Source organism: Nocardioides sp. Root140 (genome assembly GCF_001426745.1).
In the GTDB taxonomy this organism is placed as follows: domain Bacteria; phylum Actinomycetota; class Actinomycetes; order Propionibacteriales; family Nocardioidaceae; genus Nocardioides.
Window position 1 is genome coordinate 833,626 of the sequence record NZ_LMFI01000010.1, and the last position, 14,169, is coordinate 847,794.

A 14,169-nucleotide genomic window follows, 5' to 3' on the forward strand; every position below is an offset into this window, starting at 1 on the left:
ATGTTGGAACTCAATGCAGTCACCTCAGTACTTCAGCAGGCTCGCGTCGTCGACCGAGGCCGAGCGTCGGGTACGGAAGATGGTCATGATGATGGCCAGGCCGACCACCACTTCTGCGGCGGCCACGACCATCACGAAGAAGGCCGCGATCTGGCCGTCGAGATTGCCGTTGGCCTTGGCGAACGTCACCAGCGCCAGGTTCGAGGCGTTGAGCATCAGCTCGACGCACATGAACACCACGATCGCGTTGCGACGCACGAGGACGCCGACGCAGCCGATCGTGAAGAGGAGCGCGGAGAGGATGATGTAGGGCTCGGTGCTCACTCTTCCTCCTCCCCGTCGGTGGTCGAGGCGGTGTTCTGTTCCTCGGTGGAAGCCGCGGCACCGGACTTGCCGGACACCTCGGGCGCCTTCTCGGGCGCCTGCCCCAGCTGGCGCTTGATCTCCTCGATGTCGTCGGCCAGCGCCGGCGCCGACCGCACGGTGCCGCGGGCGGCCAGCACGCGTGAGATCGAGTCCTGGGCGACGGTGCCGTCGGGCAGGAGGGCCGGGGTGTCGACCGCGTTGTGCCGGGCGAAGACTCCGGGGGCCGGCAGGGGGCCGGGGTGGCGGCCGGTCTCGGCGTACTCGCGCATGCGGCGGGCGGCGGCGTCGGCCTGCGACTCCTTGGGCTCGAGCCGCTCGCGGTGGGCCAGCACCATCGCGCCGATGGCCGCGGTGATCAGCAGCGCCGAGGTGGTCTCGAAGGCGAAGACGTACTTGGAGAACAGCAGGTTGGCCAGGGCCGGGACGTTGCCGCCCTCGTTGGCGTCGTCGAGGCCGATCACCGTGCCGAAGCTGATCTGCGAGATGCCGATGACCAGGGTCAGGCCGAGCAGCAGGCCGAACACGGTGGCCAGCACCCGCTGGCCGCGGATCGTCTCGACCACCGAGTCGGAGGCGTCGACGCCGACCAGCATCAGCACGAACAGGAAGAGCATCAGGATCGCGCCGGTGTAGACGATGATCTGCACCGCGAAGAGGAACGGCGCGTCGAGTACGGCGTACAGGACGGCCAGCGAGATCATCACGACCGCCAGCAGGAGCGCGGCGTGCACGGCCTTGCGGACGAACAGGATGCCGAGTGCGGCCAGCACCATGATCGGTGCGAGGATCCAGAACGCGGTCACCGGGCGTCCCCCTCGTTCGTGCGGGCCTTGAAGTCGCCGCGGTAGTAGTCGCCGTCGTCGTCACCGAGCAGCATGGCGTGGGGCGGCTGCTCCATGCCGGGCAGCAGCGGCGCCAGCAGGTCGGACTTCTCGTAGATCAGGTCGGCGCGGTTGTCGTCGGCCAGCTCGTACTCGTTGGTCATCGTCAGCGCGCGGGTCGGGCAGGCCTCGATGCAGAGGCCGCACAGGATGCAGCGCAGGTAGTTGATCTGGTAGACGCGGCCGTAGCGCTCGCCGGGGCTGAACCGCCCCTCACCGTTGGCGCTCTCGTCGTTGGAGGCACCCTCGACGTAGATCGCGTCGGCCGGGCAGGCCCACGCGCACAGCTCGCAGCCGATGCACTTCTCCAGGCCGTCGGGCCAGCGGTTCAGCTGGTGCCGGCCGTGGAAGCGGGGCGCGGTGGGCAGCTTCTCGAAGGGGTACTGCTCGGTGACCACCTTCTTGAACATGGTCCGGAAGGTCACCCCGAACCCCGCGATGGGGTCCCAGAACTGCTCCTTGAACCCGCGAGACTCCTCGCTGGGCCGATCATTCGGGGCCATCAGATCTCCTCACGAAAGACCAAGGGTTCGGCGGCGCCGCGGACGGCGCCTCCGGCAGGCATGGGCGGGACGGGGTAGCCACCGGCGGGCGGCTCGACCACCGGCTCCTCGGCGGCGTCCTTCTTCGTCTCCGGGATGAAGAGCACCACCAGGAAGGCGACCAGGAAGACCCCGATCACGATCATCAGCTGGCTGCGGTCGAGACCGTCGTCGAGGGTCAGCGCCCGCATCGTGGCGACGGCGACGATCCAGATCAGCGAGATCGGGATGAGCCGCTTCCAGCCGAACGCCATGAACTGGTCATAGCGCAGGCGGGGCAGCGAACCGCGCAGCCAGATGAAGAAGAAGATGAAGAGCATGACCTTGCCGAAGAACCAGATCAGCGGCACGTAGCCCTCGTTGGCGCCTTCCCAGATCGCCGAGATCGGCCACGGGGCGCGCCAGCCGCCGAGGAACAGCGTGGTGGCCAGCGCCGAGACGGTCGCCATGTTGATGTACTCGGCGAGGAAGAACAGCGCGAACTTCAGGCTGGAGTACTCGGTGTGGAACCCACCGACGAGCTCGCCCTCGGCCTCGGGCAGGTCGAACGGCGCCCGGTTGGTCTCGCCGACCATCGAGATCACGTAGATCACGAACGACGGCAGCAGGATCAGGGCGAACCAGCCGGGCACGGGCACGTCGAGGCCGAGCACGTCGAACGACTTGGGGCTGGCCTGTGCCGCGACGATCTCGGAGGTCGACATCGAGCCGGCGTAGAGGAAGACCGCGACCAGGGCCAGGCCCATCGCGACCTCGTAGGAGATCATCTGGGCCGACGAGCGGATCCCGCCGATCAGGGAGTACGTCGACCCGGAGGACCAGCCGCCGAGCACGATGCCGTAGATGCCGATCGAGGCGACCGCCATCACGAAGAGCACGGCCACCGGCATGTCGGTCAGCTGGAGCGGGGTGCGCTCGCCGAAGAAGTTGACCTCGGGGCCGAACGGGATCACCGAGAACGTGATGAACGCCGGGATCACCGCCAGCACGGGCGCGAGGACGTAGACGACCTTGTCGGCCGCCTTGGGGATGATGTCTTCCTTCAACGCCAGCTTCACGCCGTCGGCCAGCGACTGCAGCAGCCCGAAGGGACCGTGCACGTTGGGGCCGATGCGGTGCTGCATGCGGGCCACGACCCGGCGCTCCCACCAGATGTTGAACAGGGTCAGCAGCACCAGCACGACGAAGATGAGCACGGCCTTGACCAGCACCACCCACCAGGCGTCGTGCCCGAAGCCGCTGAGCTCGTCGGTCGCCATCGCGATCATGCCTTCACCGCCTTCACCGTCACCGCGGAGCCCGGCGAGGCGAGGTCCGCGAGCACTCCGTTGCCGTCGTTGTTGGCCGGCACCCAGACCGTGTCGTCGGGCAGGTCGGCGGCCTCCACCGGCAGGGTGACCTCGCCACGGTCACCGGCCAGCGTGACGTGGGTGGCTCCGGCTAGGACGTCGTACGTCGCGTGCGGGACGCGCGCCACGGCGGGACGTGCGGTGGCCGACAACGCGGTGTCGCCGTCGAGCATGGCGCCGTTGTCGAGCATCTGCTTCCAGGTGGCCAGCCAGAACTTGTTGCGGGCCAGCCGGCGCTGCTTGATCTTCGGTGCGGCTGCGGCGGGCGCGCGTGCGCCGTCCCACGGGCCGACCTCGTTCATCTGGCGCCGGGCCTCCTCGACGGTCCGGAAGCCGAGCGGGACACCTGACTCCTCGGCGATGCCGGAGAGGATGCGCAGGTCGGGCAGCGAGCCGGGGTTGCTGAACACCGCGTCGAAGGTGCGCGGGCGCCCTTCCCACGTGACGAACAGGCCGGCCTTGTCGGAGACCGGGGCGACCGGGAAGACCACGTCGGCGGCCCGGGTCACCTCGTTCTCGCGCAGCTCGAGGCTGACCACGAACTCCGCGGCGGCCAGGGCCTGACGTGCGGCCTCGGGGTCGGGCAGGTCGTCGAGCGCGACGCCACCGACGACGAGTCCGGTGAGCTCACCGGCGTTGAGCGCGGCGACGATGCCGTCGCCGTCACGGCCGGGCTGCTCGGGCAGGGACGTGACGCCCCAGGCGGCCGCGGCGTCGACGCGGGCGGTCGGGTCGGCGACCGGACGTCCACCGGGCAGCAGGTTGGGCAGGCATCCGGTCTCGACGGCGCCGCGGTCACCGGCACGGCGAGGCACCCAGGCCAGCCGGGCTCCCGTCGTACGGGCCAGGTCGACGGCGGCGGTGAGGGCACCGGGCACGGCGGCCAGGCGCTCGCCGACGAGGATCACCGCGCCGGCGTCGAGTGCCGCGTCGGCGTCGGCAGCGAGAGCGGCGAGGGCCTCGCGCTCGTCGCCGGCCGAGGTCGCGACCAGACGCCCCTTCAGCTTGCGCAGGCCGCGCGAGGAGTACGGCGCGACGGCGACGACCCGGGTGCCCGCGGCGACGGCCTTGCGCAGTCGCAGGAAGATCGACCCGGCCTCGTCCTCGGGCTCGAGGCCCGCGAGCACGACCACGGAGGCCTTCTCGAGGTCGGCGTAGGTCACCGGCATGCGCAGCACGACCTCGGAGGCCAGGAAGGCGGCCTCCTCGGCGGAGTGCGGCCGTGCCCGGAAGTCGATGTCGTTGGTGCCGAGCACCACACGGGCGAACTTGCTGTAGGCGTAGGCGTCCTCGGCGATCAGGCGACCACCGGTCAGCACGCCCACGCCACCCGACGTACGCGCTGCAGCGAGGCCGCGGGCCGCGACGGCGAACGCCTCGGGCCACGAGGCCGGGCGCAGCTCACCCGACGTGGTGTCGCGCACCAGCGGGTGCGTCAGCCGGTCGGCCTGGCGGGCGTAGTGGAAGCCGAAGCGGTCCTTGTCGGTGATCCACTCCTCGTTGACCTCGGGGTCGTTGCCGGCGAGGCGACGCATCACCTTGCCGCGACGGTGGTCCACCCGGATCGCCGAGCCGCACGCGTCGTGCTCGGCGATCGACGGCGTGGAAACCAGGTCGAACGGGCGCGAGCGGAAGCGGTAGTCGGCACTGGTCAGCGCGCCCACCGGGCAGATCTGGATCGTGTTGCCGGAGAAGTAGGACAGGAACGGGGCGTTGTCGGCGATGCCGATCTGCTGCTGCGCACCGCGCTCGACGAGTGCGATGAACGGGTCGCCGGCGATCTCGGAGGCGAAGCGCGTGCAGCGTTGGCACACGATGCAGCGCTCCCGGTCGAGCAGGATCTGCGCGGAGATGTTGATCGGCTTCGGGAACGTGCGCTTGACGCCGCCCGTGGCGGAGAAGCGGGACTCGCCGCGGCCGTTGGACATCGCCTGGTTCTGCAGGGGGCACTCGCCACCCTTGTCGCACACCGGGCAGTCGAGCGGGTGGTTGATCAGCAGGAACTCCATCTGGCCCTGCTGTGCCTTGTCGGCCACCGGCGAGGTGACCTGCGTGTTGACCACCATGCCCTCGGCGACCGGGATGGTGCACGAGGCCTGGGGCTTCGGCATGCCGCGGCCGTTGCCGGCGTCGGGGATCTCGACCAGGCACTGGCGGCAGGCACCGACCGGTGCCAGCAGCGGGTGGTCGCAGAACCGCGGGATCTGGACTCCGACCTGCTCGGCGGCCCGGATCACCAGGGTGTCCTTGGGGACGCTGACCTGGATGCCGTCGATGGTCAGCGTGACGACGTCTGTCTTCTCAGGAGTCGTGGTCATGCCAGGGCTCCTTCCTGCGCGAAGGCCGTCGAGGCGGCCGGGTCGAAGGGGCACCCACCGTGGGTGAGGTGCGCCAGGTACTCGTCACGGAAGTGCTGGATGGACGACGAGATCGGGCTGGTGGCGCCGTCACCGAGCGCGCAGAACGACCGGCCGAGGATGTTCTCGCACTGGTCGAGCAGGACGTCGAGGTCCTCCTCGCTGCCCTGCCCCTTCTCGAGGCGGGTGAGGACCTGCACCAGCCACCACGTGCCCTCGCGGCAGGGCGTGCACTTGCCGCAGGACTCGTGCTTGTAGAACTCGGTCCAGCGGAGCACGGCCCGCACCACGCAGGTCGTCTCGTCGAAGATCTGCAGTGCGCGGGTGCCCAGCATCGAGCCGGCCGCACCCACGGCCTCGTAGTCGAGCGGCATGTCGAGCTGCTCGGCGGTGAGCAGCGGCGTGCTCGACCCACCAGGGGTCCAGAACTTCAGCTCGTGGCCCGCGCGCATTCCGCCGCCGAGGTCGATCAGCTCGCGCAGCGTGATGCCGAGTGGGGCTTCGTACTGGCCGGGCGTCTTCACGTGTCCGGAGAGCGAGTAGATGACGTAGCCCTTGGACTTCTCGGTGCCCATGCTGGCGAACCAGTCGGCGCCCTTGTCGATGATGCTGGGCACGGACGCGATCGACTCGACGTTGTTGATCACGGTCGGGCTGGCGTAGAGGCCGGCCACCGCGGGGAACGGCGGGCGCAGGCGCGGTTGGCCGCGACGCCCCTCGAGCGAGTCGAGCAGCGCGGTCTCCTCGCCACAGATGTAGGCACCGGCACCGGCGTGGATGACCAGGTCGAGGTCATAGCCGGAGCCGTGGATGTTCTTGCCCAGGTGACCGGCCGCGTAGGCCTCCTGCACGGCGCGCTGCAGTCGTCGTACGACGTGGAGCACCTCGCCGCGCACGTAGATGAACGCGTGGTTGGCCCGGATCGCGTAGGAGGAGATGATCACGCCCTCGACCAGGGTGTGCGGGCTGGCCATCATCAGCGGGATGTCCTTGCAGGTGCCCGGCTCCGACTCGTCGGCGTTGACCACGAGGTACTTCGGGTTCGGGTTGTCCTGCGGGATGAAGCTCCACTTCATGCCGGTCGGAAAGCCGGCGCCGCCACGGCCGCGGAGACCGGAGTCCTTGACCGCGGTGATCACGTCGTCCTGCTTCATCTTCAGGGCCTTGGGCAGCGCGGCGTACCCGCCCTGCGCCTCGTAGGCCTCGAGGGTCCAGCTGCGGTCGGTGCCCCAGTTGGCGGTGAGCACCGGCGTCAACATGTCGGTCACGACTTGCCCTCCTCGGCCTGGTCTGACGAGGCCGCTCGGTCGCTCGCTCGTTCCTCGCTCGTCTCGGTCGCGACCGAGGTCTCGGACTCGGCACGCGACGTGGAGGCCTCGACCGACGGCGCGGTCCAGCCCATCGTGCGGGCGATCTGGACACCGGCCAGCGACGCCGGACCCGCGGAGGGGCCCTCGTCGGCGCGGTCGTCGGGGAATCCGGCCAGCACCCGCTCGGCCTCACGCCACGTGCACAGACGCGGACCGCGGGTGGAGTGGACCTCGTTGCCGGCCCGCAGGTCGTCGACCAGTCGTACGGCGGACTCCGGCGTCTGGTTGTCCATGAACTCCCAGTTGACCATCATCACTGGCGCGAAGTCGCAGGCCGCGTTGCACTCGATGTGCTCCAGCGAGACCTTGCCGTCGGGGGTCGTCTCGTCGTTGCCGACCTCGAGGTGCTCCTTGAGCCGCTCGAAGATCAGGTCGCCGCCCATCACCGCGCAGAGCGTGTTGGTGCAGACACCGACGTGGTAGTCGCCGACCGGGCGACGCTTGTACATCGTGTAGAACGTCGCGACACCCGACACCTCGGCCGGGCTGATGTCGAGGATCTCCGCGCAGGCCTGGATGCCCTCGGGGGTCACCTTGCCCTCGACGGACTGCACCAGGTGCAGCATCGGCAGCAGTCCGGAGCGCCCCTGCGGGTAGCGCGCGGCGATCTCACGCAGCTCGTCGTACGTCGCGTCCGTCAGCTGTTGGTCGTTCTCGGAGAACCGGCTGGGTCCAGTCGTCGTCATCGGTCAACGCCTCCCATCACCGGGTCGATGCTGGCGATGGCGACGATGACGTCGGCGACCATGCCGCCCTCACTCATCACGCTGGTTGCCTGCAGGTTCGTGAACGACGGGTCGCGGAAGTGCGCCCGGAACGGCTTGGTCCCACCGTCGGAGACGACGTGGGCGCCGAGCTCGCCGCGCGGCGACTCGACCGGCACGTAGGCCTGGCCGGGCGGCACCCGGAAGCCCTCGGTGACCAGCTTGAAGTGGTGGATCAGGGCCTCCATCGACTCACCCATGATGTGCCGGATGTGGTCGAGGCTGTTGCCCATGCCGTCGCTGCCGATCGCGAGCTGGCTGGGCCAGGCGATCTTCTTGTCGGCGACCATGACCGGCGCGCCCTCGAGGCCGGCCAGGCGCTCGGCGGCCTGCTCGATGATCTTGAGCGACTCCCACATCTCGTTGAGCCGGATGCGGAACCGGCCGTAGGAGTCGCAGGTGTCCCAGGTCTGCACGTCGAAGTCGTACTCGTCGTAGCCGGAGTAGGGCTGGGTCTTGCGGAGGTCCCAGGCGTAGCCGGTGGAGCGCAGCACGGGCCCGGTGATGCCGAGAGCCAGACAGCCGGCCAGGTCGAGGTGACCGACATTCTCCAGGCGGGCCTTGAAGATCGGGTTCGCGTTGCACAGGTCGGCGTACTCGGGGAGGCGCTTCTTCATCAGGGCGACGAAGTCGCGGATCTCGTCGAGCGCACCCGGGGGCAGGTCCTGGGCGACGCCGCCGGGACGGAAGAACGCGTGGTTCATGCGCAGGCCGGTGATCAGCTCGAAGAGGTCGAGCACGAGCTCACGCTCGCGGAACCCGATCGTCATCACGGTCAGGGCGCCGATCTCCATGCCACCCGTGGCGATCGCGACCAGGTGGGAGGAGATGCGGTTCAGCTCGGAGAGCAGGACCCGCATGACGTTGGCCTTCTCGGGGATCTGGTCCTCGATGTCGAGGAGTCGTTCGACGCCCAGGCAGTAGGTCAGCTCGTTGTGGAACGGCGCGAGGTAGTCCATGCGGGTGCAGAACGTGACGCCCTGCACCCAGGAGCGGAACTCCATGTTCTTCTCGATGCCGGTGTGCAGGTAGCCGATGCCACACCGTGCCTCGGTGACCGTCTCGCCCTCGAGCTCGAGGATCAGCCGCAGCACGCCGTGCGTCGAGGGGTGCTGCGGGCCCATGTTGACCACGATGCGCTCGTCGGCGCCCGCGTCGGAGCCGATGCTCTCGACCAGCGAGTCCCAGTCCTGGCCGGTGACCGTGAAGACCCGGCCCTCGGTGGTGTCGGACGCGCCGGCGTAAAGGTCTTGTTCCGTCGTCATCAGTTGTACGACCTCCGCTGGTCGGGGGGCGGGATGGTCGCGCCCTTGTACTCCACGGGAATGCCGCCCAAGGGGTAGTCCTTGCGCTGCGGGTGGCCCGGCCAGTCGTCGGGCATCTGGATGCGGGTCAGGGCCGGGTGGCCGTCGAAGATGATGCCGAAGAAGTCCCACGTCTCGCGTTCGTGCCAGTCGGCCGTGGGGTACGTCGCGATCAGGCTCGGCAGGTGCGGGTCGGCATCGGGCACCGAGACCTCGACCCGCACGCGGCGGTTCCAGGTCATCGACAGCAGGTGGTAGACCGCGTGCAGCTCGCGGCCGTGGTCGTCGGGGTAGTGCACCCCGCTCACGCCGGAGAGCAGCTCGAAGCGCAGTGCCGGGTCGTCGCGCAGCTTCTTCGCCACCGCGGTGAGGTTGTCACGATGCACGTGGAAGGTGATCTCACCGCGATGGATCACGACCTTCTCGATCAGCCCGTCGAGGCCGTCGGCGACCACGTCGAACCAGCCGCCGAACGGGCGCTGGGCCGCGGCAGGGAAGGCGACCGGGCTGACCAGGCCGCCGTAGCCGGAGGTGTCGCCGGTGCCCTGGACGCCGAACATGCCGGTGCGTACGCCGACCGTCTCGACCTGGCCGGATCCAGTCGGACCGGTCGGTGCCGGAAGGTTCTCCGGCGACTGCTCGACCGCTGGCTGGTCGGGCTTCTTCTCGTCGGTCATCGAAGCTGGCCCCTCATCTCGGAGGTCGGCAGCGCGTTGAGCGCCTCGGTCTCGAGGTCGACGATCTGCGCGGCACGGTTGGCGCCGAGCTTGGTGTTCTGCACCTGGTCGTGGAGCTTGAGGATCGCGTCGATCAGCATCTCGGGCCTCGGCGGGCAGCCGGGGAGGTACATGTCGACCGGGACGACGTGGTCGACGCCCTGGACGATGGCGTAGTTGTTGAACATGCCGCCGCTCGACGCGCAGACGCCCATCGCGAGCACCCACTTGGGCTCGGCCATCTGGTCGTAGATCTGGCGCAGCACCGGGGCCATCTTCTGGCTGACCCGGCCGGCCACGATCATCAGGTCGGCCTGGCGCGGGCTGGCCCGGAAGACCTCCATGCCGAAGCGGGCGAGGTCGTACTTCGGGCCACCGCTGGTCATCATCTCGATGGCGCAGCAGGCCAGGCCGAACGTGGCCGGCCAGAACGACGCCTTGCGCATGTAGCCCGCGACGCCCTCGACGGTGGTGAGCAGGACCCCGCTCGGAAGCTTCTCTTCAATGCCCATGTCAGATCTCTCCCTCAAGCTGTGAGCGTCGTGCGCGCATGACGGCGGTCAATCCCACTCGAGACCACCCCTGCGCCATACGTATGCGTAGGCGATGAAGACAGTGGCGATGAAGATGACCATCTCGGCGAGCCCGAAGAAGGCCATCGCATCGAAGTGCACCGCCCACGGGTAGAGGAAGATGATCTCGATGTCGAAGACGATGAAGAGCATCGCGGTGATGTAGTACTTCACCGGGAACCGGCCACCGCCGACGGGCTGCGGAGTCGGCTCGATGCCGCACTCGTAGGAGTCGAGCTTGGCGCGGTTGTAGCGGGCCGGGCCGGTCAGCGAGCTGACCACGATCGAGAAGATCGCGAAGCCGGCGGCCAGGGCTCCCAACACGAGCACCGGGGTGTAGAGCTCCATCAGTGCGCTCCTTCGCGCTCGTTGATCTCAAGCATTCGGCGCCACCTTGCTCAGGGCGTTGATGATGCGGTCCATCGCGTCGCCGTCACGCGGGTCGGTGAGGTTCGCCATCAGCTTCAGGGTGAAGCGCATCAGGCCGGGCCTCGGCAGGCCGTACTTCGTGGCCTGCTTCATGAAGGTCGGGTTGCCGACGAGGTGGGCGAACGCACGACCGAGCGTGAAGTAGCCGCCGTACGCCGCGTCGAGGGCGGCCGGGTAGCTCTCGAGCACCCGCTCGCGGTTCGCTCCGGGCAGCCGTCCGAGGGCCTGCACGACGATCTCGGCAGCCATCTTGCCGGCCTCGAGGGCGTAGTCGATGCCCTCGCCGTTGAACGGGTTGACCATGCCGCCGGAGTCGCCGACCAGCAGCATGCCGCGGCGGTAGTGCGGCTTGCGGTTGAAGCCCATCGGCAGGGCCGCGGACCTGATCGGCGCGGTGAGGTTCTCGTCCCTGAAACCGAGCTCTTCGGGAGTGTGCGCGAGCCAGCGGCGCATCGACTCCTTGTAGTCCATGTTCTGGAAGGCCGCACTGGTGTTGAGGATGCCGAGTCCGACGTTCGCCGTACCGTCGCCGAGCGGGAAGATCCAGCCGTAGCCCGGCAGCTTGTTGCTCTGGTTGGGCTTGCCGTCCCACAGCTCGAGCCACGACTCCATGTAGTCGTCGTCGTGCATCGGTGTCTCGTAGTAGGCGCGGCAGGCCACGGCCATCGGCCGGTTCTCGCGGCGCTCGATGCCCAGGGCGGTGGCCATGCGGGCGCTGACGCCGTCACAGGCGATCACGATCGGGGCGCGGAACTCGAGCTCGTCGCCGTACTTGCGGCCGCGCTCGTCGACCGACCTCGCGGTCACGCCGACCACCTGGCCGGTGCGTTCGTCGAAGACCGGGCCGGTGACCGACGTGCTCTCACGCAGCCGGGCGCCGGCCTTCTGCGCGTGCCGGGCCAGCAGCTCGTCGAGGTCCATGCGGGAGCGGGCCATGCCGAACGGCGGGTACGTCGTGAGGTCGGGCCACGGCAGCTCGACGCGGTGGCCGGCGCCGATGATGCGCAGACCCTTGTTCTTCTGCCAGCCGGGCTCGTCGAGGTCGAAGCCCATCGCCAGCAGCTGCTTGACCGCGCGCGGGGTCAGGCCGTCTCCGCAGATCTTGTCCCGCGGGAAGGACGACTTCTCCAGCACCAGGACGTCGATGCCGGCCGCGGCCAGGTGGTAGGCCGTCGCGGCCCCGGCCGGACCCGCGCCGACCACGATCACCTGTGCCTGGCGATCCGCTCCGGGCGTCATCGCGGCGGCGGTCATCGGATGTCTCCCTCACGTGCTGTAGCGCTGTCGGAAGCCGACGCATGTGAGATTGTGAAACACTTCACATGGTGGCGTGCGCCACAGTCTAGGACTCCCGTCCCGCCAGCGAAACCCGGGGGTGAGTTGCTCCGAAACCCCACCTGACCTGCGGAATTACGTCACATTTCCATGCCCTATTTCCGCGAACCGTGGATCGTTGATGCGCGAACCGTGGATTGTTGATGCGCGAACCGTGGATCAGGCGGTGGCGCGGTGCAGTGCCACGATGCCACCGCTGAGGTTGCGGATCTCGCAGCCGCCCCAGCCGGCCTCGGCGATCCAGCGGGCCAGGCCCTGCTGGTCGGGCCAGGCCCGGATCGACTCGGCGAGGTAGACGTAGGCGTCGGGCGCGGAGGAGACCGTGCGGGCGATCGCCGGGAGCGCCTTCATCAGGTACTCCATGTAGACCGTGCGGAACGGCTTGTTCGTGGGGTGGCTGAACTCGCAGACCACGAGGCGTCCGCCCGGCCTGGTGACCCGGCGCAGCTCACGCAGCCCCGCCTTCGGGTCGACGATGTTGCGCAGCCCGAACGAGATCGTCACCGCGTCGAAGGTGTTGTCGGCGAACGGCAGCTTCGTGCCGTCACCCGCCGTGAAGGGCAGGTGCGGCTTGGCCTTCTTGCCCACCTGGAGCATCCCGATCGAGAAGTCGCACGGCACGACCGTGGCCCCGAGGTCGGCGAACGGCTGGCTCGACGTACCCGTGCCGGCGGCGAGGTCGAGCACGAGCTCGCCCGGCTGCGGGTCGACCGCACGGATGACGTCCTTGCGCCAGCGACGGTCCTGCCCCATGGACAGCACGTCGTTGGTGAGGTCGTAGCGCCGCGCCACCGCGTCGAACATGCGGCGTACGTCGTGCGGGTCCTTGTCGAGTTCGGCTCGGGTCACGCGACAAACCCTATGCGGCCCCGGGTCCAGAGCCGCTTCCGAGGTCACGAGGTGGTGACGCCGAACAGATGACCGGAGAAGTTTCGGCAACCAAATGCCGAGTGAATGCGTCAACCCTTGTGACACTGGAAACTTCTCGGACCTTGGAGGACAGCATGAGGGCCCTGCGCATCATCTTGCTCACCGCACTGACCCTGGTGCTCATGTCGGCAACCGCGTACGGCGCCGGCATGGCCGTGCGCCACCTGAACAACGACGACACCACCTCGAGCGCGAAGTCGCAGACCGGCCGCGAGGGAGCTTCCACCGACGACGGAAGCGAGGCACCGGTCGACGAACCTTCCGAGGACCCGTCCGAGGAGCCCTCCGAGACGGAGACCCCCGAGCCGCCGGCCGACGTGCTCTCCCCCGGCGACAAGGGCGAGCAGGTGCGCGAGCTGCAGCACCGCCTCTTCCAGATGCAGTGGCTCCCGGAGAAGACCACCGGGGTCTACGACAAGACCACGAAGGACGCGGTCGCCGGCTGGCAGGCCAAGCGCGGCCTCAAGGCGACCGGCGTGGTCGACCAGAAGACGTGGAACAAGCTGGTCAAGATGACCAAGACCCCCACGCACGACCAGTTGTTCAACATCCTCAAGCCCGGCCCGGCGATCCTGGCCAGCGGCGCGACCGGCGACGACGTCCGCGACCTTCAGGCCCGCCTCAAGGCGATCCAGTGGTACGCCGGCCTGGTCACCGGCACCTACGACGCCAACACGGTGTCGGCGGTGAAGGGCTTCCAGGAGAAGCGCGAGATCCCCGTGACCGGCGAGGTCGACCAGCGCACCATGGACCGGCTGCACGCGATGACCAGCACGCCGACCCACGACGCGAAGCACAACGTCGCCCCCGACCCCGGCACCGCCACCAGCGCCGCGCTGGACCCGCGCTGCGCCACCGGGCGAGTGATGTGCATCGACAAGACCAGCAAGACGCTGCGTTGGGTCGTGGACGGCAAGGTGCTCAAGACCCTCGAGGTCCGGTTCGGGTCCACGCTCAACGACACACCCACCCGCGAAGGCGCCTTCAACGTCGGTTGGAAGGACATCGACCACGTGTCGAACGAGTTCGGCTCGGCGATGCCCTTCTCGATGTTCTTCTCCGGTGGCCAGGCGGTGCACTACTCCTCCGACTTCGCGGCCAACGGCTACGGCGGCGCCAGCCACGGATGCGTCAACGTCCGTGACTACAACGGGCTCGCGTGGCTCTACGACCAGGTCAACGTCGGCGACAAGGTCATCGTCTACTGGTCCTGACCCCGGGACCGGGTAGGCACTGTCAAGGAGTGGTGGTCGC

At 68.7% G+C, this 14,169-nt stretch carries 14 protein-coding genes; 1 reads left to right on the forward strand and 13 read right to left on the reverse strand.

The window, feature by feature from the left end:
* Positions 1-24: 24 nt before the first annotated feature.
* The 13 genes from nuoK to ASD30_RS14430 form a co-directional block, all read right to left on the reverse strand.
* On the reverse strand, positions 25-324 hold the full coding sequence (nuoK, locus tag ASD30_RS14370; RefSeq protein ID WP_056682617.1) for an NADH-quinone oxidoreductase subunit NuoK: 300 nt from the start codon (positions 322-324) through the stop codon (positions 25-27).
* Positions 321-1,169: an NADH-quinone oxidoreductase subunit J gene (locus tag ASD30_RS14375; protein ID WP_056682620.1), complete on the reverse strand. Its 849-nt coding sequence runs from the start codon at positions 1,167-1,169 to the stop codon at positions 321-323. Before ASD30_RS14375 ends, nuoK begins: the two co-directional genes overlap by 4 nt.
* Positions 1,166-1,750, reverse strand: coding sequence for an NADH-quinone oxidoreductase subunit NuoI (nuoI, locus tag ASD30_RS14380; protein WP_056682622.1), 585 nt, complete (start codon positions 1,748-1,750; stop codon positions 1,166-1,168). Before nuoI ends, ASD30_RS14375 begins: the two co-directional genes overlap by 4 nt.
* Entirely contained in the window at positions 1,750-3,057 is a 1,308-nt protein-coding gene (gene nuoH / locus ASD30_RS14385) for an NADH-quinone oxidoreductase subunit NuoH (protein ID WP_156388789.1), read from the reverse strand. The genes nuoI and nuoH overlap by 1 nt, the downstream gene beginning before the upstream one ends.
* Positions 3,054-5,456, reverse strand: a complete 2,403-nt coding sequence (locus ASD30_RS14390; protein ID WP_056682624.1) for an NADH-quinone oxidoreductase subunit G — start codon at positions 5,454-5,456, stop codon at positions 3,054-3,056. The genes nuoH and ASD30_RS14390 overlap by 4 nt, the downstream gene beginning before the upstream one ends.
* Entirely contained in the window at positions 5,453-6,763 is a 1,311-nt protein-coding gene (gene nuoF / locus ASD30_RS14395) for an NADH-quinone oxidoreductase subunit NuoF (RefSeq protein WP_235530159.1), read from the reverse strand. Before nuoF ends, ASD30_RS14390 begins: the two co-directional genes overlap by 4 nt.
* Complete coding sequence (nuoE, locus tag ASD30_RS14400; protein WP_056682627.1) at positions 6,760-7,551, reverse strand: NADH-quinone oxidoreductase subunit NuoE; 792 nt, start codon at positions 7,549-7,551, stop codon at positions 6,760-6,762. The genes nuoF and nuoE overlap by 4 nt, the downstream gene beginning before the upstream one ends.
* On the reverse strand, positions 7,548-8,894 hold the full coding sequence (locus ASD30_RS14405) for an NADH-quinone oxidoreductase subunit D (protein WP_056682628.1): 1,347 nt from the start codon (positions 8,892-8,894) through the stop codon (positions 7,548-7,550). The genes nuoE and ASD30_RS14405 overlap by 4 nt, the downstream gene beginning before the upstream one ends.
* Positions 8,894-9,610, reverse strand: coding sequence for an NADH-quinone oxidoreductase subunit C (locus tag ASD30_RS14410; RefSeq protein ID WP_056682630.1), 717 nt, complete (start codon positions 9,608-9,610; stop codon positions 8,894-8,896). Before ASD30_RS14410 ends, ASD30_RS14405 begins: the two co-directional genes overlap by 1 nt.
* Positions 9,607-10,161 (reverse strand): NuoB/complex I 20 kDa subunit family protein, encoded by a 555-nt coding sequence (locus ASD30_RS14415; RefSeq protein WP_056682632.1) that lies wholly within the window; start codon positions 10,159-10,161, stop codon positions 9,607-9,609. The genes ASD30_RS14410 and ASD30_RS14415 overlap by 4 nt, the downstream gene beginning before the upstream one ends.
* A 48-nt stretch (positions 10,162-10,209) precedes the next feature.
* A complete protein-coding gene (locus ASD30_RS14420) occupies positions 10,210-10,569 on the reverse strand; it encodes an NADH-quinone oxidoreductase subunit A (RefSeq protein ID WP_056682635.1) in 360 nt (119 codons plus the stop codon).
* A 27-nt stretch (positions 10,570-10,596) separates the two neighbouring features.
* Positions 10,597-11,904 (reverse strand): geranylgeranyl reductase family protein, encoded by a 1,308-nt coding sequence (locus ASD30_RS14425; RefSeq protein ID WP_056682639.1) that lies wholly within the window; start codon positions 11,902-11,904, stop codon positions 10,597-10,599.
* A gap of 240 nt (positions 11,905-12,144) precedes the next feature.
* The gene (locus tag ASD30_RS14430; protein ID WP_056682642.1) at positions 12,145-12,834 is read right to left on the reverse strand and encodes a demethylmenaquinone methyltransferase; all 690 of its coding nucleotides are present in this window, start codon (positions 12,832-12,834) and stop codon (positions 12,145-12,147) included.
* 155 nt (positions 12,835-12,989) lie between these two features.
* On the opposite strand from ASD30_RS14430, the gene ASD30_RS14435 reads away from it, so the two are divergent.
* The gene (locus ASD30_RS14435; RefSeq protein WP_235532589.1) at positions 12,990-14,129 is read left to right on the forward strand and encodes a L,D-transpeptidase family protein; all 1,140 of its coding nucleotides are present in this window, start codon (positions 12,990-12,992) and stop codon (positions 14,127-14,129) included.
* Positions 14,130-14,169: the final 40 nt, after the last annotated feature.

What these genes read in the sequence shown, in the direction of transcription:
- ASD30_RS14405 (WP_056682628.1), bottom strand. Translation starts at nt 8,894, where the DNA reads ATGACGACGGAACAAGACCTTTACGCCGGCGCGTCCGACACCACCGAG.
- nuoH (WP_156388789.1), bottom strand. Translation starts at nt 3,057, where the DNA reads ATGATCGCGATGGCGACCGACGAGCTCAGCGGCTTCGGGCACGACGCC.
- ASD30_RS14390 (WP_056682624.1), bottom strand. Translation starts at nt 5,456, where the DNA reads ATGACCACGACTCCTGAGAAGACAGACGTCGTCACGCTGACCATCGAC.
- ASD30_RS14410 (WP_056682630.1), bottom strand. Translation starts at nt 9,610, where the DNA reads ATGACCGACGAGAAGAAGCCCGACCAGCCAGCGGTCGAGCAGTCGCCG.
- nuoI (WP_056682622.1), bottom strand. Translation starts at nt 1,750, where the DNA reads ATGGCCCCGAATGATCGGCCCAGCGAGGAGTCTCGCGGGTTCAAGGAG.
- ASD30_RS14420 (WP_056682635.1), bottom strand. Translation starts at nt 10,569, where the DNA reads ATGGAGCTCTACACCCCGGTGCTCGTGTTGGGAGCCCTGGCCGCCGGC.
- ASD30_RS14435 (WP_235532589.1), top strand. Translation starts at nt 12,990, where the DNA reads ATGAGGGCCCTGCGCATCATCTTGCTCACCGCACTGACCCTGGTGCTC.
- ASD30_RS14425 (WP_056682639.1), bottom strand. Translation starts at nt 11,904, where the DNA reads ATGACCGCCGCCGCGATGACGCCCGGAGCGGATCGCCAGGCACAGGTG.
- nuoE (WP_056682627.1), bottom strand. Translation starts at nt 7,551, where the DNA reads ATGACGACGACTGGACCCAGCCGGTTCTCCGAGAACGACCAACAGCTG.
- ASD30_RS14415 (WP_056682632.1), bottom strand. Translation starts at nt 10,161, where the DNA reads ATGGGCATTGAAGAGAAGCTTCCGAGCGGGGTCCTGCTCACCACCGTC.